Below are 23,032 nucleotides of genomic sequence, written 5' to 3'. Positions count from 1 at the left end.
TCGCCTAAGGGCCACGCCAGTCGAGCGGACAGATCTCCGCCGAGCGGCCGGCAAAATTCCAGTTGCGCCCGAAAGCGCGCATACGGCTCTTGTCGGATTTCGCGACGATAATCTCCGGCGCGATCCAGTACTGCGAATTGGTGATGACAGTGTCGCCATCCCTGTCTCCGCCGGGAATGGGCGTCACGGCCCCGTCGATGATCTTCGGTATCTGGAAGATACGCGTCTTGCCTTCAACCTCATAGGTCACCGGCACGCGCTGAATACCCAGAAAATCGCCAACGAGAATGGAAAGCAGACCGGTTGTGCCGCCGGCCTTGCCGGAAAAGATCTTGCCGATGGCCTTTTCCGCATAGATCGAGGCGCGTTCGTCCAGAAACAGGCCGACGGTCCAGTTGCCGCGGCTCATATAGCCGGGAATTTCCATCACCAGACCGAGATTGAGGCCCGAGAGGTCGGTCTCGCCATAGTGGCCCTCATCGATGCGGAAGCCCGCCCAGGTCTGGCAATAGCCTTCAGTGGGCGGATGATTGCCGAGTGAAAGCACGCAGGGACAGAACACGGTGCAATTGCATGACAGCACCAGCTCGCCTTTCAGCGCCCAGTCTTTCTTTCCCATGACTTGCGACCCCTCTTCCAGACCGCCGCACCCCCGGCCGGACGCGCAAAGGACGATCTAAACCATTGGCAGAGCATCGGAATATCCGAAAAACCAACCCCTTCTGTTCGGATATTGCGATGCTCTAGATCGAGATTACTAGAAGCGCGAGCGCCCACACAAGCAGCGTCACGCCCGAAATACGTGTGAAAAGCCGACTATGACCAGATTTCTCCACGATGGTGAAAACGCCGAGAAGCGCCATCCAGAACACATTCATCATGCCAACGGCAAACATGACCAGCATGAGCGCCCAGCAGCATCCGAAACACCACAGGCCCTGCTGCAATCCCAGCCGGTAGATGGCGCGTGGTCGCGTGCTCCAGCGCCCGAAAAGGGTGGTGAAGGGATTGCGGCATTTGACGAGACAGGCCTCCTTCAGGGCGGAGAACTGATAAAGGCCGGCGATGGCAAGAACGGCAGCGCCAGCCAGTCCCGTCCATGGGGACATGACACCACCTTGGCTCATGAACCGTTCTGCAACGAGCGCCAGCCCGGCAAAGCCAAGAGACGCGATCAGCCAGACGGTCAGATAGCCCGCGACGAGAACCAGCGGATGGACAACCCGCTCGCCCTTCTGAGCGGCGGTGTCGGCGATTTCGCAATAGGTGCGAATCAACGGGGATGCCGATGGCAGCATCATCGCCAGAGCCATCAGAAACCACATGAAGGCGAGAAGGGCGAAAACGGCAGGTCCGCTCCCCGCCCCGACAGGCGCTAGACACAGGGAAAGCAGGGTTCGCAGCGGTGCAGGCAGGGGCATGACGGGCAGAGCCTCAAGCAGCACGCCGCCCGGACCGAGCGCACGCGGCTCCACCGCCGCAATGCCAGCGCCCATCAGCGCCAGAACGCCCCATGAAAGGAGAACGGCCAGAAAGAGCGACAGGACCGAAAGCGGAAAAGCCGCCAGCGACAGGCGATGAACGGCGCGCGCGCCGCCTTCAAGCCTCGTCAGATCATCATTCGACTGGTCCACGCCCTGCCCCCGTCACATTGCCTGGGTGCTTTCGCCGCGTTGAACCTTGCGTCGAACAACCCCATCATGACAAAGACATGCCGATGTCCTGTCGATGATTGTCGAAGCATAGATGGATGAGCTGCCGTGGGCGATAGTGACCGTAAAATTCTCGTTGCAGGAACCGGACCGGCCGGCCTGATTGCAGCGCTCGCGCTGGCGCATCATGGCCATGCGGTGACGCTGGTGGGACCGGTGCCGAAGGGCAGCGACCGCCGCACCGTGGCGCTGATGCGCCCGTCGCTCGACATCATCGAACCGCTGGGCTTTCTGGAAAAGCTCCTGCCCGAGACCGCGCCGCTCAAGGCCATGCGCCTCGTGGACGCAACCGGCCGGCTGGTGCGCAGTCCGACCGTGACATTCCACGCCGGCGAGATCGGCGAAGAGTATTTTGGGCTCAACATTCCCAATGCGCGCCTGACCGAAGAGCTTGCCAAGGCCGCACAGGCCTCGCCGCTTATCGACTGGCATGAGAACCTCGTCACGGACTGGGAGTGCGCGCCCGATCATGTGACCGCGACGCTCGACAATGGTGAACGCGTTTCGGCGCAGCTGGCCGTTGCTGCCGATGGCCGCAGATCGCCGGCCCGTGAAGCGGCTGGCATTTCGGCCAAGACCAGCCCGCTGCCGCAGGCGGCTCTCGTTTTGAATTTTTCGCACACGCGCGAACACGGTTTCGTTTCCACCGAATTTCACACGCAGAACGGCCCGTGCACGCAGGTGCCGCTGCCGGGCATGCGTTCAAGCCTCGTCTGGGTGCAGCGCCCGGAAGACGCCGAGCGCCGCCATGTGCTGAGCGATGAAGACCTCTCGCGTGAGGTGGAGGAGCAGCTTTCCTCGCTGGTCGGCGGCGTGACGGTGGAGCCCGGCCGACAGGTCTATCCGCTGAGCACGCTGATGCCGTCGCGCTTCGGACAGAACCGCGTGGCGCTGATCGGCGAAGCGGCGCATGTCTTCCCGCCAATCTCGGCGCAGGGGCTCAATCTGGGCATTCGCGACGTGGAAGACCTTGTCGCAACGGCGGACGCCTTCCGCGACGATCCGGGCGCTCCCGCCGCCATGACGCGCTACGACGCTTCGCGCCGGCCGGATGTTCTGGCGCGCAGCAACTCGGTGAACCTGCTCAACATGTCGCTTCTGTCCGGTCTTCTGCCGGCACAGATCGCGCGCAGCGCGGGCCTCAGCGTCATCAGCAGCATTCCGCCACTGCGCGCGCTTTTCATGCGCGAGGGCATGCGCCCGGGCAGCGGTTTCTCCGCGCTTCTTCCTTTTGGGGGAAAAGGTCCTGTCAGGGGAAAAGGTCTGGTCAGGGAAAAAGATCCGGCGGCAGAAGCCCGTTCGTGATGGCGTAAAGCAGCGCCGTCACCGTTCCGACCGAGAGCAGCGTCGTGATCAGAATGCTGGCCGACGCACGCTCCATCCAGACTCCGTACTGCTGGCTGATCACGAACACATTGGTGGCCGTGGGCAGCGAGGCCAGCAGAACGGCGGAGAACACCCAGCTCTCCTCGTAATTTCCGATCCAGCTCAGCATCACGTAACAGATGACGGGGTGCAGAATGAGCTTGAGGAAGGCGATCACGCCAACCTCATGCGGAACGCGCCGCAGCGGCCGCATGGCGAGGCTGACACCCATCGCAAAGAGCGCGCAGGGTGCGGCAGCCGAGGCAAGATAGGCCAGAAGGCGTTCGATCGGAAGCGGCGGGGTGAACTGCACCGCAGCCGCCGCAACGCCCACTGCGGTTGCGATGATGAAGGGGTGCAGCGCGATCTTGCGCAGAACCTCCAGCGCAAGACGGCCAGGCGATTGCCTGTCGCCGCCCGAAATCGCCATCATCATGGGCGCGACGGCGAAATGGATCATGTTCTCGAAGCAGAAGATGAGCGCCACGGGGACCGCCGCCTTCTCGCCAAAGGCAAGGAGCGCCAAGCCCGGCCCCATATAGCCGATATTGCCATAGGCGGCGGCGAGCCCCTTGATCGTGCTTTCGGCAACCGAACTGCGGCTGATGAGCATCGAGCCGACGAACATGATGGCGAAGACGATATAGGTCGAGGCGACGGCGCCGAAGATATAGCCCCACTCGGTCAGCTTCTCGATCGGGGTCTTGGCCAGCAGCTGAAAGAAGAGAGCGGGAAGCGCCACATAGATGACAAACGTGTTCATCCAGCCGAGCGCATCGGCAGGGTGCGGCTTCAGCCGAGCGACCGCATAGCCGATGAAGATCAGCCCGAAAAACGGCAGCACAAGTCCCACGACACCCGACATAGCCCATCCCCGTGGAGCCCGCCATTCGATCCGCCGGACCCGCGGAAGCAGCTCGACTGCGTTACGCCCGACATCGCGGCTAGCGCGCAGGCCCCCTGCCCGTCAAGGTCGCGGGATTGAATTGTGGCGGCGGCTGCGCCAAATAGGGGGCAGAGGTATAATTATGCAAAACATTGGAACTGCAAAATTTCGCATAGGCCAGGTTGTCCGCCATCGGGTGTTCGACTTCCGTGGCGTGATTTTCGATGTCGATCCCGAATTCAACAACACGGAAGCCTGGTATCAGGCGATCCCCGAAGACGTGCGCCCGCGCAAGGACCAGCCCTTTTACCATCTGCTCGCCGAGAACGAGGAGACGGAATATGTCGCCTATGTTTCGGAACAGAACCTGATGCCGGACGAGACCGGCGTGCCCGTGCGGCACCCGCAACTGGCGGAGTTCTTTGTCGAGACCGGCGACGGCCACTACGAACCGCGCGAGCGCCTGCACCACTGACGCCAGCGCAGAACCACACGCATACAAAAACAGGGCCTCGCGGGCCCTGTTTTCATTTGAACTCTGTGTGAGCGCTATTCGGCCTTCTTGGCCTTTTCCTGCGCTTCGCGGAGCTTCTCGGTGAACTCTTCGTTGTTCTTGTTCACGAAGTCCTGCAGCTTCTTCTGCCGGTCCTCAATGTCGGACTGCGGCATCGGATCACCGTCATAGGCAGCGGTGAAGCCCGAAAGCGACATCTTGATCGGGTTCGGCTGGTTCTGGAAGTTCACCGAGGTGAGCGTCAGTTCCGAACCGCGCTTGAAGGAGCCAACCAGCTGATCGGTCAGCGGAGCTTCGGCGATGCAGCGGTCCGGCAGGCAGATCGCGTAATCGATCTTCTGCGTCTGGCCGCCATCGATCTGCAGACCGATGCCGGGAGGCACCATGCGGCCGGTCGGCACGGTGATCTGGAAGACCTTGCGGTTCACCTTGCCCTTGACCTCGATGAGGCTGACGCCGGTGATCATCTGGCCGGTCTCGGCAACGAGAACGTTCTGCACATTGCAGATGTCGACGTCTTCCTGCTTCGTGCAGGCCTTGAACCAGCCCTGCGGCGCTTGCTGCTGCGCGGCGGCGACACCAACTCCGCTGGCAGCCACGCAAGCGGCGCCGGCAAGGGCGAACAGGGTGCGGGTAGCTTTCGCGTTCAGGCTTTTCATATGGCTCAGTTCCTCTAAATGCACAGCGCCAGAAATTTGTTCATGTGTCACCTGTTTGTGAAATGCGGCGACAGCATGACTCTTGTGCGCGTGTTACACTGCCGTGAAACGCGAATCCAGCCCAACGGACCATTTCGCTGGACTTTGTCGACCTGTGCGGCAAACATCACACGATCACGCGTCTTTGTCCGGCAACGCCCCCGGTGGCCGCATTCGCCACATTGTGTGTGATACGCTCGCCGACGAATCATGGAACCGCCAGATAAATCCGGCCAAGGTGCGTAGATGTTCCCAAGCTCCAAATCTCTCCTTCTCGCCATTTCCGCAACGATGCTCGCCTCGGGCACGGCACTCGCCGAAGATGCGCCGGTTCACGGCATCGCGATGCACGGCAAGCCTGCACTGCCTGCCGATTACACGCATTTTCCCTACGCCAATCCCGATGCGCCCAAGGGGGGCGACGTCACCTATTGCGTGGTCGGTTCCTTCGACAATCTCAACCCGTTCATCCTCAAAAGCATGCGCACAACCGCGCGCGGCGTGATCGACACGATTTTCGGCAATCTGGTTTTCGAGCCGCTGATGATGCGCAGCGCCGACGAGCCCTTCGCGCTCTATGGCCTGCTTGCCGAAAGCGTGGTGATGGACGAGGCGCGCAGCTATGCCGAGTTCAATCTCGACCCGGATGCGACATGGTCGGATGGCAAGCCGGTGACCCCGGAAGACGTGATCTTCACCTATGAAGCGTTCACGGAGAAAGGCCGTCCGCCCTATTCCAGCCGCACGGCAAAGATCGAGAAGATCGAAAAGACGGGCGATCACAGCGTACGCTTCACCTTCAACGAGAAGGCCGACCGCGAATTCCCGCTGATCATCGCCATGACGCCGATCATCCCGCAGCACGCCTTCGACATCGAGACATTTGACCAGACGACGCTGAAGCCGGTAACGGGCAGCGGCGCTTACCGCATCTCGGAAGTGGACCCGGGCCGGCGCATCGTGTTTTCGCGCAACCAGGAGTACTGGGGCGAGGACATTCCCTCCAAGCGCGGCTTCGACAATTACGACAAGATCACCATCGAGTACTTCCTCAACGTGAACTCCATGGTGGAAGCGTTCAAGAAGGGCATCTGCTCGGTCTATGCCGAATCCGACCCGGTGCGTCGTCAGCACGGCATCGATTTTCCGGCGGCCCGCGAGGGCAAGGTGGTCAGCGAAACCTTCACCAATGGCGTTCCGCCTGCGGTCAGCGGTTTCTTCTTCAACACGCGGCGCGAGAAATTCGCCGATCCGCGCGTGCGCCGCGCGCTGTCAAAGCTCTATGATTTCGGCTGGGTGAACACCAATGTGCTGCGCGGCGAGTATGAGCGCACGCTGAGCTACTGGCAGGGATCGCATCTTTCCGCTCTCGGCAAGCCGGCCGATGAACGCGAACGCGCCCTGCTTGAGCCCTATGCCGACCGGGTGACACCGGAGGTGATGGACGGCAGCTACGGCAAGATGGAAATGGCGGGCGAGCCAATCGGCCGCGACCAGATGCGCGAAGCGCTGAAGATGCTTCAGGAGGCCGGCTACAGCCTGGAAGGCAATGCGCTGGTCAATGAAAACGGCGAAGCGCTCACCTTCGAAATTCTGGTTACGTCCGAGGAAGGCGAAAAGCTGGCCGCCGTGTTCCAGCGCGCGCTGCGGAAAATCGGCATCGATGTTTCGATCCGGCTTCTGGATGATTCACAGGCCCAGCAGCGCAAACAGCGCTATGACTTTGACATGCTGATTGCTTCCGTGGGCTTCTCCGGCTCGCTTTCGCCGGGCACCGAGCAGATTAACCGCTGGGGTTCGGCTGCAGCAAACGCAGAAGGCTCGTTCAACCTTTCGGGCGCGGCCGATCCGGCCATTGACGCCATGATCGACGCGATGCTGAACGCGCGTGACATGGACGATTATTCGGCTGCCGTGCGTGCGATGGACCGTCTTTTGATGTCGGGCGCCTATGTGGTGCCGATGCAGCATGACAATGACGAATGGGTCGCTTACTGGAGTGACCTCGACCACCCGGAAAAAACACCGCTTTACGGCTACAAGCTGCAGACGTGGTGGCACAAGCCGGATGCAGAATAAGGCAGATACAATGATGAGCCCCCTCCCCGTAACCATCGACGTTGTTTCCGACGTCGTGTGCCCCTGGTGCTATGTGGGGCGGGCCCGTCTCATGAAAGCGCTGGCGGCGGTTCCCGAGATTGCCGTGGAACTGCGCTGGCGTCCGTTCCAGCTCGACCCGACCATTCCGCCCGAGGGCAAGGACCGTCAGACCTATCTGATGGACAAATTCGGCGACGAGGAACGCATTCGCCAGATGCATGCACAGATCGATGAGCTCGGGCGTGCGGAAGGGATCGATTTCGCTTTTGATGCGATCCGGACCTCGCCCAACACGCTGAACGCCCATCGCGTGATCCGCTGGGCGGCGACGGCTGAGCCCGGCGTTCAGGACCAACTCGTCGGCCGGCTCTTTGCGCTCTATTTCGAAGAAGGCGCGAATATCGGCGATGCTGCGGTTCTCATTCAGGCTGCGCGGGACGCAGGCATGGATGCGGCCGTTGTCGAGACCCTGCTTGCAACCGATGCCGACCGGGCCGAGGTCGAGCAGGAAATTGCCACCGCGCAGCAGATGGGCGTCACCGGGGTGCCCTGCTTCCTTCTCGAAGGACGCTATGCGGTGATGGGCGCACAGGAGGCCGACACGCTGGCGGACGCCATCCGCCAGGTGGCGCAGGCCAAGGCGGAAGGCGCGCTCGACAGCAGCCAGGCCTGAGAAATCAGGCCGCCTTCAACCCCAAGCCTGAGAAATCAGGCCGCCTTCGCCTCGATCAGCCGCACGAGCTGGGTCATGATAACGGCAGCGCCTGCCAGGCGCTTCTGCGGCGTTGGCCAGTCGCGAATGAACACGATGCTGTGGTCCGGGCGGATCTTCGCAAGCGAGCCCTGCTCGCCGATAAAGCGCACCAGAGAAGCCGGCTCGGCAAACTGCTGATTGCGCAGATGCACAACCGCGCCCTTGGGGCCGGCATCGAGTTTCTCGACATTGGCCCGGCGGCAAAGCGCCTTGATGAAGACGATCTTCAACAGGTGCTCCACCTCCTGCGGCAGCGGGCCGAAACGGTCGATAAGCTCCGCGCCAAAGGCGTCGATTTCCTGCGGAGTCTCCAGATCGGCAATGCGGCGGTAGAGACCAAGCCGCAATTGCAGATCCGGCACATAGTTTTCCGGGATCATGACGGCCGTGCCGACCGTGATCTGCGGCGACCAGCCGGTATCGGCGGCGTCTTCGGCCCCCTTCAGCTCGGCAACCGCCTCTTCCAGCATCTGCTGATAAAGCTCGTAACCAACTTCCTTGATATGGCCGGACTGTTCCTCACCCAGAATGTTGCCCGCGCCGCGAATGTCGAGATCGTGGCTTGCAAGCTGGAAGCCCGCGCCCAGCGTATCGAGCGACTGAAGCACCTTTAGGCGGCGCTCGGCGGTTTTTGTCAGCGTGCGGTTGGGCGGCAGGGTGAAGAGCGCATAGGCGCGCACCTTGGAGCGCCCGACGCGGCCACGGATCTGGTAAAGCTGGGCAAGACCGAACATGTCGGCACGGTGCACGATCAGCGTGTTTGCCGTCGGAATGTCGAGACCGGATTCGACGATGGTGGTCGCAAGAAGCACATCATACTGACCGTCATAGAAGGCGTTCATGATGTCATCGAGTTCGCCAGGCGGAAGCTGGCCGTGAGCCGTGGCGACCTTCAATTCCGGCACATGCTCGTTGAGGAATTCACGCACTTCGGCGAGATCGGAAACGCGCGGCACGACATAGAAGCTCTGTCCGCCGCGATAGCGTTCGCGCAACAGGGTTTCGCGGATCACCAGCGGATCGACCGGCGAGATGAAGCTGCGCACGGCCATGCGATCCACCGGCGCGGTGGTGATGAGCGAAAGCTCGCGCACGCCCGTCAGCGCCAGCTGCAACGTGCGCGGAATGGGCGTTGCCGAAAGCGTCAGCACATGGACGTCCGACTTCAGTTCCTTGAGCCGTTCCTTGTGCTTCACGCCAAAATGCTGCTCTTCGTCGATGATCAGCAGGCCGAGATTCTTGAATTTTATGGAATTGCCGAGAAGCGCATGGGTGCCGACCACGATGTCGACCGTGCCGTCGGTCAGGCCCTTCTTGGTCTCGGCCAGCTCCTTGGAGCCAACGAGGCGCGAGGCCTGGCGAACCCGTAATGGCAGTCCGGCAAAGCGCTCGCGGAATGTCTTGAAGTGCTGGCGCGCAAGCAGCGTGGTGGGCACCACCACCGCCACCTGAAGACCTTCCATCGCTGCGATGAAGGCGGCGCGCAGCGCCACCTCGGTCTTGCCGAACCCCACATCGCCACAGATCAGCCGGTCCATGGGGCGACCGGACCCGAGATCGTCCAGCACGGCGTCGATGGCGTTCTGCTGGTCGTCGGTTTCCTCATAGGGGAAACGCGCGGCGAACTCGCCATAGAGACCGTCCGGCGGGGAGAGCCTGATGCCCTTCTGCATTTCGCGCTCGGCGGCAATGCGGATCAGGTGGCCGGCCATCTCCAGAAGCTTCTTCTTGAGCTTCGCCTTGCGCGACTGCCAGGCCACACCGCCCAGCTTGTCGAGCATCGTGTCCGGGCCGTCGGAGCCGTAGCGGGACAGAAGCTCGATGTTCTCGACCGGCAGGAAGAGCCGGTCATCGCCGGAATAGCGCAGTTCGAGACAGTCGTGCGGCGCGCCCATCGCCTCGATGGTCTTGAGCCCGATGAAGCGGCCAATGCCGTGATCGGCATGAACGACGATATCACCAGCGGAGAGTGCCGCGACTTCTGAAATGAAATCAGAGGCTTTCTTGCGCTTCTTTGCGCGACGGACGAGGCGGTCGCCCAGAATGTCCTGCTCGCCGATGACGGCCAGCGACGCCGTCTCGAAGCCGGATTCCAGCGGCAGAATGCCGATGCCGGCCTGCCGCTCTTCCAGCTTCTCAAGTTCGGCCAGCGTGTCGACGCGCGCCACATTGCCCAGATTGTGCTCGGCAAGGATCTGCGAAAGCCGCTCGGCGGAGCCCTCGCTCCAGCCGGCAATCAGCACCCGCTTGCCCCTGGAGCGCAGGTCGCCAATGTGCTTCACGGCATGGTCGAAAACGTTGGCGTTGGGGTCGGCGCGTTCTTCGGCAAAGTTGCGGCCCGCTTCGGAACCGGCGTGATAGAGGCGCGACTTGCTGGTTTCGGGCGTGGCGAAGGGCGTGAAGTGGACCACGCGGCGCTCGGCGCCTGCCGCAGTCACTTCCTTCGGATCGAGATAGATCGTGTCGGGCTTGACCGGCTTGTAGGGAACCGCGCCGCCAAGCTCGTTGCCCGCCATCTGCTCGCGCCGCGCCTCATAGTGATCGACGATCAGCGCATGACGTTCGCCAAGCGCTTCCTCGGCCAGATGGTCGAAGATAACGGGCGCATCGGGCAGATAATCCAGCGCGCTTTCGAGGCGTTCGTGAAAAAGCGGCAGCCAGTGCTCCATGCCGGCAAAACGCCGGCCCTCGCTGACGGCGGCATAAAGCGCATCGTCACGCGATGGGGCGCCGAACATCTCGATGTAATTGCGGCGAAACCGGCTGATAACCTCCGGCGTCAGCGTGATCTCGCTCATCGCCTGAAGCGCGACTTCGGTGCGCTGGCCGGTGGTGCGCTGTGTGGCGACATCGAAGGAGCGGATCGATTCCAGCGTGTCGCCGAAGAAATCGAGCCGCAGCGCTTCGTCCCAGCCGGGCGCGAAAAGGTCCAGAATGCCGCCGCGCACCGCATACTCGCCCACGTCGCGCACGGTGGAAACGCGCTCGAAACCGCTGGTCTCAAGCCGGCCCGTGAGCGCGGTCATGTCCACCTGGTTGCCGGGTTTGGCGAAAAAGCCCTGCGCGCCGATCTGATCTGCCGGCGGCATGCGCTGCAAGAGCGCGTTCGCGCTGACGATGACAATGGCGCGGTGCGGGTTCTTGCGCAGATCCGCCATGGCGTTCATGGCTGCAAGCCGGCGCGCAGCCGCATCGCCGCCCGGCGACACGCGGTCATAGGGCAAACAGTCCCAGGCCGGCAGGTCGAGCACGGGCAGGCCCGGATCGGCAAAGCGCAGCGTGTCGATGAGTGCTGGCAGACGCTGGCCATCGCGCAGAACGAAGATCACCGGCCCATTCGGGGCGATCTCACGCGCGACCGTTGCCAGTGCGAAGGCTTCAAAGCCGTCGGCAACACCGTCCACCGTTACCGCGCCAATGCCCTCGCGCGGCAGTTTCAAAGCAGTCATCAGGCTCATCAGCGTCGTGCCTCAGCGGCTCCGCGAGGCGAGAATGCGCCTCCAGAGTGGTGTGTCATACTCCGACGGCACCGGCGTTTCGCCCGTCACCCATTTGAAAAGCCGGGTGTCCGGCACGTCCAGAATGGTTTCCAGCTCGTCCATTTCCTGATCGCTGAGACGGTCGATTTCCGCATCGGCGAAACCGCCGAGAACGAGATCCATCTCGCGCGTTCCGCGACGCCAGGAGCGCACCAGGGCGCGGCGGCGGCGGGGGTCGAGATCGTGGCTGGAACGGGTGGTGCCTGTCATGGTCTGGCCTTCATGGTCTGCGGCATGGTCTGCGGCATGGTCTGCGGCGGTCGGTCGCCCGGGCGGATATAGCGTGTGCATGAGCGTCTGTCAGCCTTGCGTCGCCGAATTTGGGCTTTAATCATGACACCATGCGCCCTTCACTTCTTGATCCCCTGTTCGCCCCTGTCACGACGCTCGATGGCGTCGGGACCAAGGTTGCCGATCTTCTGGCCAATATCGTGCCGGGCGACGCCGCTGGCCGTGAGCTGCGCGTCGGCGACCTGATCTTTGTTCTGCCGCACTCGCTGATCGACCGGCGCAACCGGCCGGGCATCGCCAATGCGCCCGAGGGCGCGATCGTCACGCTTGAAGTGACAGTGGGCCGCCATCATCCTTCGCCGCAGGGGCGCAGGCACGTGCCCTACCGGGTCTTCGCGTTCGATGACACGGGCGAGATCACGCTGACCTTCTTCCATGCCCGCGCGCCATGGATCGAAAAGATCCTGCCGGAGGGCGAGAAGGTTCTGGTGAGTGGCCGGATGGAATGGTTCAACGGGCGCGCATCGATGGTGCACCCGGATTTCATCGTACCGCTTTCCGAAGCGCACACGCTGCCGGCGCTCGAACCGGTCTATCCGCTGACGGCCGGCCTTTCGGCAAAGGTGCTTCGGCGCACCATCGGCCAGTCGCTTGAACGCCTTCCAGACATGCCCGAATGGCAGGATGCCGCATTCCTGTCGCGCAACGGGATGCCGCCCTTCGCAGACGCACTGAAGCGGCTTCACGATCCGCAGACGCCCGAAGACGTGCAGCCGGAAAGCCCGTTCTGGCGGCGCATCGCCTATGACGAATTTCTGGCAGGGCAGCTCTCCCTGGCGCTTGTGCGGGCGAAGGTGAAGCGCCTTTCCGGCCGGCCGCTGACGGGCGATGGACGCCTTGAGCGCAAGATCCGTGCGGCGCTTCCCTATACGCTCACGGGCGCGCAGGAGGAGGCCGTCAAGGACATTCAAGCGGATCTGGGCAGCACAGAGCGCATGGTGCGGCTGCTTCAGGGCGATGTGGGTGCGGGCAAGACCGTTGTTGCACTGCTTGCCATGGCGCGCGCCGCCGAAGCCGGCGGACAGTCATCCCTCATGGCTCCGACGGAAATCCTCGCCCGGCAGCATGCCGCGACGATCACGCCGCTGGCGCAGGCGGCAGGCCTCTCCGTTGCCGTTCTGACGGGCCGGGAAAAGGGCAAGGAGCGCCAGCGCATTCTTGATGATATCGCATCGGGCGCGGTCGACTTCGTGATCGGCACGCATGCGCTCTTTCAGGAAAGCGTGCAGTTCAGGGATCTGGCGCTGGCCGTGGTGGACGAGCAGCATCGTTTCGGCGTGCACCAGAGGCTCGCCATGACCGCCAAGGGCAATGCGCCCGACATGCTGGTCATGACGGCGACGCCCATTCCGCGCACGCTGGTGCTTTCGGCATTCGGCGACATGGATGTTTCGCGCCTGACCGAGAAACCGGCGGGACGCCAGCCCATCCGTACGGTGACGCTGCCGGTGGAGCGCCTGCCGCAACTGGTCGACCGGCTGCGCAAGGCGCTGGACGAAGGCCAGAAGGTTTACTGGATCTGCCCGCTTGTCGATGAATCGGAGGAACTGCCGTTGATGTCGGCGGAGGACCGGCATGCTTCGCTGCAAAAGGTCTTCGGCAACGCGGTCGGCCTCATTCACGGTCGCATGAAGGCTGCCGAGAAAGACGAGGCTATGCGCGCCTTCAAGGCAGGCGAAACGCGCATTCTGGTTGGCACCACAGTGGTGGAAGTGGGCGTCGATGTGCCCGACGCCACGATTATCGTGATCGAACATGCCGAGCGCTTCGGTCTGGCGCAGCTGCACCAGCTTCGCGGACGCGTGGGGCGCGGCGCCCTCGCCTCGTCCTGTGTGCTCGTCTACAAAGGCCCGCTCGGCCAGACCGCCACCCGGCGGCTGGAAGTGATGCGCGAAACCGAAGACGGCTTCGTCATCGCCGAGGAAGACCTGAAACTGCGTGGCGAAGGTGACCTTCTCGGCACCAAACAGTCGGGCACACCCGGTTTCCGGGTGGCCCGCATCGAGGCGCATGTGGACCTGCTACAGGCCGCGCGTGACGATGCGCGGCTTATCCTGTCGCGCGACCCCGAGCTACAGACCCCGCGCGGTGAAGCGCTGAGGCTGCTTCTTTATTTGTTCGGTCGGGATGAGGCGGTGCGGCTCTTGCGCGCCGGCTGACTGTCTTCGTTCATCGCCTCGGCGGCCAGCGCTGCCGTCTGCTGCTGATATTCAGGCGCAACCAGACCGGCGGAGATAACGAGCTTTGCGCCCTCTTCCACAGTCATCTTGAGCTCGATCACATCCTGCTTCGGGACGAACAGCAGGTAGCCGGAAGTCGGGTTCGGCGTTGTCGGCAGGAACACGGCGATGGTCTGGCCTGCATCGTCATCCACCTTTGCCTGCACCTCGCCGCGCGTCTCTGTGGCAACGAAGACGAGCGCCCAGAGCCCCTTGCGCGGATATTCGATCAGACCGACCTTCTTGAACGTGTCCGAGCGCTCGGAAAGAACCGTTTCGAGGATCTGTTTCAGACCGCGATAGACGCTGCGCACCAGCGGCATGCGACCGAGAATGTTTTCACCGGTGTTGACGATGGTGCGACCGATGAAATTCGCTGTCAGGAAACCGATCAGCGTGATCACGACAAGCGCCACGATCAGACCGAAGCCCGGAAGGGCGAATGGCAGGTAATTGTCGGGATTGTAGCGGAAGGGAATGTAGGGTTTGACCCATGAATCCACCCATCCGATCATCGACCAGGCCAGATAGGCCGTGATTGCGAGCGGCGCAGTGACAATGAAACCCGTAAGAAAATAGTTGCGCAGGCGAGTCATCATGATGTGGGAACGGGCCTCAAGAGTGGCGAATTAACGGGAAGCAGCCCGGTGGACACTACGCCACCAAGCTGAACATTAGAATAGAAATTAGGGCCGCCGTATGACAGCCCTCCTTTCGTTATTCTACGGTAACCGACTTCGCCAGATTTCGCGGCTGATCGACATCCGTGCCCATGATGACTGCCGTGTGATAGGCCAGCATCTGGATCGGCAGTGCATAGATGATCGGCGCGACGAACTCGGGAACATCCGGCAGAACGATGGTCTCGAGCGTTTCGAGCGTGGCGTTCTGTGCGCCCTTCTCATCCGTAATCAGAACGATGCGGCCACCGCGCGCGGCGACTTCCTGCATGTTCGAGACCGTCTTCTCGAAAATGCGGTCATGCGGCGCGATCACGATCACCGGCATCTGCTCATCGATCAGTGCGATGGGACCATGCTTCAGCTCACCGGCGGCATAGCCTTCGGCGTGAATGTAGGAAATCTCCTTGAGCTTCAGCGCGCCTTCCAGAGCCAGCGGATAGTTCGTGTCGCGGCCGAGATAAAGCACGTGGCGCACATGGGAGAGCTCGCGCGCGACCTTCTCGATGCTGGCGCTGAGCTTGAGCGCCTGAGACGCGTAACGCGGTGCTTCGGAAAGCTCACGCACCAGCGCCTGTTCCTCCTCCGGCGAAATCGTTCCGCGCGCCTTGGCGGCCTTCAGCGTCAGCGCTGCAAGCACGCTCAACTGGCAGGTGAAGGCCTTGGTCGAGGCAACGCCGATCTCGGGCCCGGCCAGTGTCGGGAAGATGCCGTCGCTCTCGCGGGCGATGGTCGATTCGCGCACATTGACGATTGCCGAGATCGGGATGCCCTCTTCACGGCAATAGCGCAGCGACGCCAGAGTGTCGGCGGTCTCTCCGGACTGTGAGATGAACAGGGCGGCGCTGTTCTTCGGCAGCGGCATCTCGCGGTAGCGGAACTCCGAGGCGATATCGATATCGACCGGCAGGCGGGCATAACGCTCGAGCCAGTATTTCCCGATGAGACCGGCCAGATAGGCGGTGCCGCAGGCCGAGATTGCCAGACGCTCGATCTTTGCGAAATCGAACGGCAGATCGAAATCGGCAACCGTACCGTCGGCAAAGTTCAGGTAGTTGGCAAGCGTGTGGGAGATGACTTCCGGCTGTTCATGGATTTCCTTTTCCATGAAGTGCCGGTGGTTGCCCTTGTCGACCAGAAGGCTGGTGCCGACCGACTGCTGGCGGGCACGCTCGACCGGCTGGCCGGCCATGTCGAAGATCTCCATCCCGTTGCGGCGCAGCACCACCCAGTCGCCATCCTCCAGATAGGTGATGGCGTTGGTGAAGGGCGCAAGAGCGATGGCGTCAGAGCCGAGATACATCTCGCCCTCGCCATGGCCAACGGCAAGCGGCGGACCATTGCGCGCACCAACGATCAGGTCTTCATCGCCGCGGAACATGATGGCGAGCGCGAATGCACCGCGCAGACGCTTGAGCGCAGCAAAGGCCGCATCCTTCGGCGATGCGCCGTTTTTTACTTCGCGCGCCACGAGATGGGCGACCACCTCGGTGTCGGTCTGCGAAGCGAAGACGAAGCCGTCGCGCTTCAGTTCCTCGCGCAGCTCGGCAAAGTTCTCGATGATGCCATTGTGAACGACAGCCACATCCTCGGCAAAATGCGGGTGCGCATTGGCCTCATTGGGAACGCCATGCGTGGCCCAGCGCGTGTGGCCGATGCCGATCATGCCGCCGAGCGGCTCTTCGCCGAGGCGCTTTTCCAGATTGACCAGCTTGCCCTCGGCGCGGCGGCGGTCGAGCTGACCGTGGTCGAGCGTCGCAACGCCCGCAGAGTCATAGCCGCGATATTCGAGCCGCTTAAGAGCGTCGACGATGAGCGGCGCAACCGGCGTCTGCCCGACAATGCCTACAATTCCACACATATGGCTTCTCAGCCTCCCACCAAACCTAAAACCCCGATTCACGCAGGCGTTTTAGAACGCCCGGGAACTGGATGAAAATCAACAAGTCTTTCAATTCGTATCAAGCCTAATCTGGGTCTGCGACGCCCGCATGTCAGGCTTATCCACGCCGCGCCTTGATCGCTGCCAGACGGTCGCGCAGGCGCTTTCCGAGCCCGGCGCGATTGGACTGGCGGGCACGCCCGAAAGCCAGTGCATCGGCAGGCACCGATTCCGTGATCACGCTGCCGGAGGCCACATAGGCGCCCGCGCCAATGGTGAGCGGCGCGACGAGCGCCGAGTTGGTGCCAATGAAAGCGCCCGGCTCAATATCGGTAAAATGCTTGGAGAAGCCATCATAATTGCAGGTGATGGTGCCGGCGCCCAGATTGGCCTTCGCACCGACACGCGCATCGCCCACATAGGAGAGATGCGGAACCTTCGCACCCGGCTCGACGCGCGTCTTCTTGATCTCGACGAAATTGCCGATCTTCGCGCCTTCCATAATCTCCGCCCCCGGCCGCAGCCGTGCGAACGGACCAACGGATGCGCCTTCATCGACACGCGCTTCTTCCAGATGCGAGCTGGCCCTGATCGTTACATTCTCGCCGACCGTCACGCCCGGACCGAAGAACACGTTGGGCTCGATCACCGTGTCGCGGCCAATCACCGTGTCATGGGAGAAATAAACGGTCTGCGGGTCGATCATCGTCACGCCGTCGAGCATGACAGCGCGCCGGCGGCGGTTCTGCCAGATGGCCTCTGCACCGGCCAGTTCGGCGCGGTTGTTGATGCCAAGCGCGCTCTCGTAATCGGCCTCGATGGCGCGCACGGTCAGGCCGCGACCGGCGGCAATCTCCACGACATCCGTCAGATAATATTCGCCCTTGGCGTTGTCATTGCCGATGGCGTCGAGCAGCTCAAGCGCGCTGTTGCCAGCAATCGCCATCGCGCCGCCATTGCAGAAGGTGATCCTGCGCTCTTCGTCGGAACAGTCCTTTTCCTCACGGATGGCGACAAGCGCATCGCCGTCCGCGATCAAGCGGCCATAGCCGGTGGGGCGCTCGGTACGGAAACCCATCACGACCACATCCGCGCCGGCGGCAAGCCCTGCGCGCAGCGCGGCAAGCGCGTCGAGTGAGATGAGCGGCGTATCGCCGAATGTGACCAGAACATCGTCATAACCGCGGGCAATGGCCGCGCGGGCCGCCAGAACCGCGTGGCCGGTGCCGAGCCGCTCTGCCTGAATGAAGGTTTCCGCGCCCGGCGCAAAGCCTTCAGCAGCACGCGACACGGCTTCCGCGCCATGGCCCACGACCAGCGCCTTGTCGCCGGCACCAGCGGCGTCCAGCGCCCGGGTCACGTGACCGAGCATCTCCAGCCCGGCAATCTTGTGCAGCACCTTCGGTGTGGCGCTCTTCATCCGCGTCCCCTCGCCGGCTGCGAGAATGACGGAAAGGCAGGTGCGTTCGCTCATGGACTGGAAACCCGTTCTGCTTCTGACGATTCGCTTTCTCTTAGCATCCCGTCAGCGCGGCACCAATGGAGGGTTAGCCGAGTTTACCCAGCGCCGGGAAGGTTTCGAGCAGCCAGAAGGCCATGGACTGCATACCGCCCGTCAGGAAGAGCACGCCGGCAAGAACGAGAAGCGCGCCCATGACCTTCTCGACGCGGCCGAGATGCATGCGGAAACGCGACAGGAAGCGCATGAAACTGCCCGAAAACAGTGCGGCGAGAAGAAAGGGGACGCCAAGGCCGAGCGAATAGACGGCAAGAAGCAGTGCGCCATCGCCAACCGTCTCGCGTCCGCCGGCCAGTGTGAGGATCGGCCCCAGAACCGGCCCGATGCAGGGCGTCCACCCAAAGGCGAAGGCCAGCCCCATGATATATGCGCCAAGCCTCGTGGCGGGCTTTCCGCCGGACTGAAAACGCGCCTCGCGCGACAGAAAGGGAATGCGCACCAGACCCAGAAAGTTGAGACCCATGATGATGATGACAATGCCGGCGGCTATGGCAAGTTCCTGCTGCCAGGCGCGCAGGACGGCGCCGATGGTCGAAGCGCCCGCGCCGAGCATCACGAACACGGTGGTGAAGCCGAGCACGAAGGAAAGCGAAGCGGTGAAGAGTGCAAAGCGCGTTGCGCCACCGGAGCTTCCTGCCGGCTTGCCTCCGGCCTCGCCCTGAAACTGCTCAACGGAAACGCCGGCCATGTAGCAGAGATAAGGCGGCACAAGCGGCAGAACGCAGGGAGATAAAAACGACAGCGCTCCCGCACCGGCCGCACTCAAATATCCGACATCAATCGCCATGCTTCAATCTCAATACAACAATGACAGCACGCTCATGCGCGCGCAAAAACAATGGAGCCCATATAGGCAGGCGCGGTGGATGAGGCCAATCACCTTTCCGTGGCATAGGGTCGCCCCATGCGGAAAGAAAATGCGGCAGCGATGCACCGAAGACGCGTGTTGATGTTGCGAAGCATGGTCATGAGCGTTCAGCGTTCAACGCCTGGATCTGCTGATGAAAAGGGCGGTTGTGGGAAACCGTCAAACCTTGTCGATTGCAATGCTGCCTGTGGCCATCCTCTCGCAAGGGGACCACTCAATATGACGCTCCTTCGATAAACCACCTGTTCAGGCCAAATGCGCCTTCGGCCTGACGGCCCCACCAATAGTCATCTATGTCGTTGTAACCGTGCACCGGAAAACCCTGCTGCCATTGCGTGATCATGGCAATTGCAGCTTCACGGGTCTGGGCGGTCTGCTTCAACGTCTCATTGTGCACAATCTCGCCATCGCGGTTCAATATCTGCTTGCGAATATGCATGCCCTCACTCCCGAGCAGTCAATCCGATTGCCCGATCGTGGCAGGAAGCCGCAGACAATCAAGCGCGTCGACGCCCAAACGAACATGCGGCAAGGGCAGAAACTTGCCCGAAGAAGAATTTTGATCTGTTGGAGAATGGTGGTGAGCGCGCAGGGGCTCGAACCCTGGACCTACTGATTAAAAGTCAGTTGCTCTACCAACTGAGCTACGCGCTCCCGTGCGGGTTCTGGCGAACCCCGGAAAGTGGGCGGAACATAGATAGACGCTTATCCATGGTCAACCGGAAAAAAGCGTCTATCTCCCGACTTTTTTCGCCGGGCCCGAAACCGCCCTGTCTGCAAGGGTTTCAGGTGGTGCTCAGCGTGCGCCGCACCGCATCGCGCCAGCCTTTCAGCTTCTCCGCGCGTTCGGATTCGGCCATTTTGGGCTGAAACTGCCGGTCGAGCTCCCATCCTTTGGCGAAGGCCTCAGAATCGGGCCAGACCCCGGCCCGCGATCCGGCAAGCCAGGCGGCCCCGAGCGCCGTCGTCTCAAGCTGGGTCGGCCGGTCCACCGGCGCATCCAGCATGTCGGCGATGCATTGCAGCGTCCAGTCGCTGGCGACCATGCCCCCGTCCACGCGCAGAACCGTGTGTTCGGCGCTGTCGTCCTGCCAGTCCTTGCGCATGGCGTCGAGAAGATCGCGCGTCTGATAGGCCACCGATTCGAGCGTTGCCCTGGCGAATTCCGCCGGACCGGAATTGCGCGTGAGGCCATAGATCGCGCCGCGCGCTTCGGCATCCCAATAGGGAGCCCCCAGCCCCACAAAGGCGGGCACGAGGTAGAGGTTCTGGGTTGGATCGGCCTCGGCGGCAAGTGCGCCCGAATCGGCTGCCTGATCGATCACCTTCAAACCATCGCGCAGCCACTGAACCGCCGCACCGGCCACGAAGATCGAGCCTTCCAGCGCATAGGTGGTCTTGCCGTTCAGCCGATAGGCAATGGTCGTCAGAAGACGGTTCTTCGAGGCCACCATCGTCTCGCCGGTGTTGAGGACCGCGAAGCAGCCGGTGCCATAGGTGGCCTTGAGCATGCCGGGCTCGAAACAGGCCTGACCGATCACGGCTGCCTGCTGATCGCCGGCAACGCCGAGTATCGGGATTTCGGCACCGAAAAGCGATTGCTCCGTCACGCCGAAATCATCGGCGCTGTCCTTCACCTCCGGCAGAAGCGCTTTCGGCACATCGAGGATTTCGAGCAGTTCGTCGTCCCAGCGATTGGTCTCGATGTTGAACAGAAGCGTGCGTGAAGCGTTGGTGGCGTCGGTTACATGCGCCCTGCCCCCGGTCAGCCGCCAGATCAGGAACGTGTCGATGGTGCCGGCGAGCAATTCACCGTTCCGCGCCCGCTCCCGCGCGCCTTCCACATGATCGAGGATCCAGGAAAGCTTGGTCCCGGAGAAATAAGGATCGAGCAGAAGCCCTGTCTTGGCCGTGAAGGTCTCTTCCAGCCCCTTCTTTTTCAGCGTTTCGCACAGCGGCGCGGTGCGGCGGTCCTGCCAGACAATGGCCCGGTGGATCGGTTTACCCGTGTCGCGCTCCCAGACCACGATGGTTTCGCGCTGATTGGTGATGCCGATTGCGGCGATGTCGCCGGCAGTCAGCGCCGCTTCTTCCAGCGCATCATGCACGGTGGAGACGACACTGTCCCAGATGTCTTCGGGATCATGCTCCACCCAGCCTGATTTCGGGAAGTGCTGAGGGAATTCCTTCTGCCCGGTCGCCACGGCTTTCATGGCCCTGTCGAAAACGATCGACCTGCTGGATGTGGTTCCCTGGTCGATTGCCAGTATGTAGCCGCTCATGGTTCCTCCGGGTGTAACTGTCGTGCGCCTTGCAACTGACGACTTGAAACCGGCGCATCAAAACTGGCGCAGGCCATCCTCATCCAGACACGACCGCGCCTTGATCCGTCAAGGTCTGGCTCCTGTCCAGCTGGCGCAATTCATCGGCGCGCTGGCAATTCGGTTCAGCCGGCCTTCTGCGCTTCGCAAAGCGTCTGCATAAAACCGTCGACGGCCGCTGCTTCTTCTGCAGAAATGTGCAGGCCGCGCTTGGTGCGCCGCCAGAGCACATCCTCACCGCTGACCGCCCATTCATGCTCGACCAGATAGCGCAGTTCGGCCTCATAGAGATCGTGACCGAAATGCCGGCCCAGATCTTCCGTCGATTCTGCCTTGCCAAGCATGTTCCAGGCGCGCAGACCGTAAAGCCTGACGAGGCGTGCGGCATGGCCGCGCTCAAGGAACGGATAGTCCGCCACGAGCCTGTCCACCTGCGCGTCATATCCGTCGGCAGGGAACTCGCCACCCGGCAGCGCTTCGGCATGCGTCCACGGACGTCCCTTTGCGCCAATCGTGTCAGAGATCTTCTGCAGCGCAGATTCGGCGAGCTTGCGATAGGTCGTGATCTTGCCGCCGAACACGTGAAGCATCGGAGCGCCGGCCTTGCCGGCCTCGTCCTTCAGCACATAGTCGCGGGTTGCTTCCTGCGCCTTGGACGCGCCGTCATCATAGAGCGGTCGCACGCCGGAATAAGACCAGACGATATCGTCACGGGTGACGGGTTCGGCGAAATACTCGCTGGCGCAGGCGCACAGATAATCGGTTTCCTGATCGCTGATGGCGACATCCTTCGGATCGCCATCATAGTCCTGATCGGTGGTGCCGATGAGGGTGAAGTCTTCCTCATAGGGAATGGCGAAGATGATCCGCCCATCAGCGTTCTGGAAGAAGTAGGCGCGCGGATCGTCGAACTTCTTCTTCGTGACGATGTGGCTGCCCTTGACCAGACGCACATTGTGAACATCGTTCTGGCGAAGAACGCCGGAGATGATGTGATCCACCCAGGGGCCGGCGGCGTTCACCAGATAGCGCGCACGCACGGTCTCCTGCTCACCGGTCCGCAGATCCTCGATCTGCACCTTCCAGACGCCGTTCTCGTCTTCGGCGCGCATGACTTTGGTGCGCACCCGCACCTCGGCGCCGCGATCAGCCGCGTCGCGCGCATTGAGCACGACAAAGCGGGCATCATTCACCCAACAGTCCGAATATTCAAATGCGCGGCGGTAATCGGCCTTGAGCGGCTTTCCCGCCGGATCGGTGCGCATGTCCAGTGTCGCGGTCTTGGGCAGAAGCTTGCGGCCGCCAATATGGTCGTAGAGCCAGAGCCCGAGCCGCACGAGCCAAGCCGGACGCAACCCCTTGTGCACGGGCAGGACGAAGCGCATCGGCCAGATGATGTGCGGCGCGTTGCGCCAAAGCACTTCGCGCTCCATGAGCGCCTCGCGCACGAGGCGGAACTCATAATGCTCGAGATAGCGCAGACCGCCATGAATGAGCTTGGTGGAACCGGAAGACGTGCCGCTGGCCAGATCGTTCATCTCCGCCAGAAAGACGGAATAGCCCCGCCCGACGGCGTCGCGCGCGATCCCGCAACCATTGATCCCGCCGCCAACAACGAAAACGTCGTAGATCGCGGACGGATCGGTTTGGGAAGTGGACACGTTCTTCTCCTTCAAAACTCTGG

Annotated in this window: 18 protein-coding genes and 1 tRNA gene; 5 read left to right on the top strand and 14 right to left on the bottom strand. The window is 62.2% G+C overall.

Translation table 11 applies throughout. From position 1 onward, the window contains the following. Window positions 1-4 precede the first annotated feature (4 nt). Complete coding sequence (locus tag NDI72_RS15980; protein WP_113155236.1) at window positions 5-619, bottom strand: DUF1326 domain-containing protein; 615 nt, start codon at window positions 617-619, stop codon at window positions 5-7. Between the two features lie 124 nt (window positions 620-743). Further along, complete coding sequence (locus tag NDI72_RS15975) at window positions 744-1,634, bottom strand: DUF2182 domain-containing protein (RefSeq protein WP_283800932.1); 891 nt, start codon at window positions 1,632-1,634, stop codon at window positions 744-746. A gap of 126 nt (window positions 1,635-1,760) precedes the next feature. On the opposite strand from NDI72_RS15975, the gene NDI72_RS15970 reads away from it, so the two are divergent. Further along, a complete protein-coding gene (locus NDI72_RS15970; protein ID WP_283800931.1) occupies window positions 1,761-3,017 on the top strand; it encodes a UbiH/UbiF family hydroxylase in 1,257 nt (418 codons plus the stop codon). Here NDI72_RS15970 and NDI72_RS15965 read toward each other — a convergent pair. Continuing rightward, window positions 2,980-3,942: an AEC family transporter gene (locus NDI72_RS15965; protein ID WP_283800930.1), complete on the bottom strand. Its 963-nt coding sequence runs from the start codon at window positions 3,940-3,942 to the stop codon at window positions 2,980-2,982. The two genes, NDI72_RS15970 and NDI72_RS15965, sit on opposite strands and share 38 nt — an antisense overlap. 163 nt (window positions 3,943-4,105) lie before the next feature. Between NDI72_RS15965 and hspQ the strand changes: the two genes are divergently transcribed. Further along, complete coding sequence (gene hspQ / locus NDI72_RS15960) at window positions 4,106-4,438, top strand: heat shock protein HspQ (protein WP_204360814.1); 333 nt, start codon at window positions 4,106-4,108, stop codon at window positions 4,436-4,438. 74 nt (window positions 4,439-4,512) lie between these two features. Here the strand turns inward: hspQ and NDI72_RS15955 are convergent, their stop codons facing one another. Then, window positions 4,513-5,136 (bottom strand): invasion associated locus B family protein, encoded by a 624-nt coding sequence (locus NDI72_RS15955; RefSeq protein WP_113155240.1) that lies wholly within the window; start codon window positions 5,134-5,136, stop codon window positions 4,513-4,515. 285 nt (window positions 5,137-5,421) lie between these two features. Between NDI72_RS15955 and NDI72_RS15950 the strand changes: the two genes are divergently transcribed. After that, window positions 5,422-7,254, top strand: coding sequence for an extracellular solute-binding protein (locus tag NDI72_RS15950; protein WP_206547531.1), 1,833 nt, complete (start codon window positions 5,422-5,424; stop codon window positions 7,252-7,254). A 10-nt stretch (window positions 7,255-7,264) separates the two neighbouring features. After that, complete coding sequence (locus NDI72_RS15945) at window positions 7,265-7,948, top strand: DsbA family oxidoreductase (RefSeq protein WP_390906465.1); 684 nt, start codon at window positions 7,265-7,267, stop codon at window positions 7,946-7,948. A gap of 35 nt (window positions 7,949-7,983) precedes the next feature. Here the strand turns inward: NDI72_RS15945 and mfd are convergent, their stop codons facing one another. After that, window positions 7,984-11,487, bottom strand: a complete 3,504-nt coding sequence (mfd, locus tag NDI72_RS15940; RefSeq protein ID WP_283800929.1) for a transcription-repair coupling factor — start codon at window positions 11,485-11,487, stop codon at window positions 7,984-7,986. 12 nt (window positions 11,488-11,499) lie between these two features. Then, on the bottom strand, window positions 11,500-11,778 hold the full coding sequence (locus NDI72_RS15935) for an FAD assembly factor SdhE (protein WP_113156306.1): 279 nt from the start codon (window positions 11,776-11,778) through the stop codon (window positions 11,500-11,502). Window positions 11,779-11,909: 131 nt separating this feature from the next. Between NDI72_RS15935 and recG the strand changes: the two genes are divergently transcribed. Continuing rightward, a complete protein-coding gene (gene recG / locus NDI72_RS15930; RefSeq protein WP_283800928.1) occupies window positions 11,910-14,018 on the top strand; it encodes an ATP-dependent DNA helicase RecG in 2,109 nt (702 codons plus the stop codon). On the opposite strand, the gene NDI72_RS15925 is transcribed toward recG, so the two are convergent. The 8 genes from NDI72_RS15925 to glpD form a co-directional block, all read right to left on the bottom strand. Beyond that, window positions 13,970-14,674 (bottom strand): DUF502 domain-containing protein, encoded by a 705-nt coding sequence (locus NDI72_RS15925; protein ID WP_206545500.1) that lies wholly within the window; start codon window positions 14,672-14,674, stop codon window positions 13,970-13,972. The two genes, recG and NDI72_RS15925, sit on opposite strands and share 49 nt — an antisense overlap. A gap of 121 nt (window positions 14,675-14,795) precedes the next feature. Further along, window positions 14,796-16,619: a glutamine--fructose-6-phosphate transaminase (isomerizing) gene (glmS, locus tag NDI72_RS15920; protein ID WP_283800927.1), complete on the bottom strand. Its 1,824-nt coding sequence runs from the start codon at window positions 16,617-16,619 to the stop codon at window positions 14,796-14,798. A 139-nt stretch (window positions 16,620-16,758) separates the two neighbouring features. Further along, window positions 16,759-18,114, bottom strand: a complete 1,356-nt coding sequence (gene glmU, locus NDI72_RS15915; RefSeq protein ID WP_283800926.1) for a bifunctional UDP-N-acetylglucosamine diphosphorylase/glucosamine-1-phosphate N-acetyltransferase GlmU — start codon at window positions 18,112-18,114, stop codon at window positions 16,759-16,761. A 73-nt stretch (window positions 18,115-18,187) separates the two neighbouring features. Continuing rightward, window positions 18,188-18,946 carry a cytochrome c biogenesis CcdA family protein gene (locus NDI72_RS15910; RefSeq protein ID WP_283800925.1) on the bottom strand — a complete coding sequence of 253 codons (759 nt, stop codon included), beginning with the start codon at window positions 18,944-18,946 and terminating at the stop codon, window positions 18,188-18,190. A gap of 295 nt (window positions 18,947-19,241) precedes the next feature. Continuing rightward, a complete protein-coding gene (locus tag NDI72_RS15905) occupies window positions 19,242-19,466 on the bottom strand; it encodes a hypothetical protein (RefSeq protein ID WP_283800924.1) in 225 nt (74 codons plus the stop codon). Window positions 19,467-19,605: 139 nt separating this feature from the next. Next, a tRNA-Lys gene (locus tag NDI72_RS15900) sits at window positions 19,606-19,681 on the bottom strand. 131 nt (window positions 19,682-19,812) lie between these two features. Further along, window positions 19,813-21,309: a glycerol kinase GlpK gene (gene glpK / locus NDI72_RS15895; protein ID WP_283800923.1), complete on the bottom strand. Its 1,497-nt coding sequence runs from the start codon at window positions 21,307-21,309 to the stop codon at window positions 19,813-19,815. 164 nt (window positions 21,310-21,473) lie between these two features. After that, window positions 21,474-23,009 carry a glycerol-3-phosphate dehydrogenase gene (gene glpD / locus NDI72_RS15890; protein WP_283800922.1) on the bottom strand — a complete coding sequence of 512 codons (1,536 nt, stop codon included), beginning with the start codon at window positions 23,007-23,009 and terminating at the stop codon, window positions 21,474-21,476. Between the last annotated feature and the right edge of the window lie 23 nt (window positions 23,010-23,032).

The sequence above is a fragment of the Nitratireductor sp. GZWM139 genome, assembly GCF_030068685.1.
Lineage (GTDB): Bacteria > Pseudomonadota > Alphaproteobacteria > Rhizobiales > Rhizobiaceae > Nitratireductor > Nitratireductor aquimarinus.
This window is presented reverse-complemented; position numbering and strand designations above follow the sequence as displayed.

Coding starts and splice junctions, on each gene's coding strand:
- NDI72_RS15980 (WP_113155236.1), bottom strand. CDS start 619: ATGGGAAAGAAAGACTGGGCGCTGAAAGGCGAGCTGGTGCTGTCATGC.
- NDI72_RS15965 (WP_283800930.1), bottom strand. CDS start 3,942: ATGTCGGGTGTCGTGGGACTTGTGCTGCCGTTTTTCGGGCTGATCTTC.
- hspQ (WP_204360814.1), top strand. CDS start 4,106: ATGCAAAACATTGGAACTGCAAAATTTCGCATAGGCCAGGTTGTCCGC.
- NDI72_RS15955 (WP_113155240.1), bottom strand. CDS start 5,136: ATGAAAAGCCTGAACGCGAAAGCTACCCGCACCCTGTTCGCCCTTGCC.
- NDI72_RS15950 (WP_206547531.1), top strand. CDS start 5,422: ATGTTCCCAAGCTCCAAATCTCTCCTTCTCGCCATTTCCGCAACGATG.
- NDI72_RS15945 (WP_390906465.1), top strand. CDS start 7,265: ATGATGAGCCCCCTCCCCGTAACCATCGACGTTGTTTCCGACGTCGTG.
- mfd (WP_283800929.1), bottom strand. CDS start 11,487: ATGAGCCTGATGACTGCTTTGAAACTGCCGCGCGAGGGCATTGGCGCG.
- NDI72_RS15935 (WP_113156306.1), bottom strand. CDS start 11,778: ATGACAGGCACCACCCGTTCCAGCCACGATCTCGACCCCCGCCGCCGC.
- recG (WP_283800928.1), top strand. CDS start 11,910: ATGCGCCCTTCACTTCTTGATCCCCTGTTCGCCCCTGTCACGACGCTC.
- NDI72_RS15925 (WP_206545500.1), bottom strand. CDS start 14,674: ATGACTCGCCTGCGCAACTATTTTCTTACGGGTTTCATTGTCACTGCG.
- glmS (WP_283800927.1), bottom strand. CDS start 16,619: ATGTGTGGAATTGTAGGCATTGTCGGGCAGACGCCGGTTGCGCCGCTC.
- glmU (WP_283800926.1), bottom strand. CDS start 18,114: ATGAGCGAACGCACCTGCCTTTCCGTCATTCTCGCAGCCGGCGAGGGG.
- NDI72_RS15910 (WP_283800925.1), bottom strand. CDS start 18,946: ATGGCGATTGATGTCGGATATTTGAGTGCGGCCGGTGCGGGAGCGCTG.
- NDI72_RS15905 (WP_283800924.1), bottom strand. CDS start 19,466: ATGCATATTCGCAAGCAGATATTGAACCGCGATGGCGAGATTGTGCAC.
- glpK (WP_283800923.1), bottom strand. CDS start 21,309: ATGAGCGGCTACATACTGGCAATCGACCAGGGAACCACATCCAGCAGG.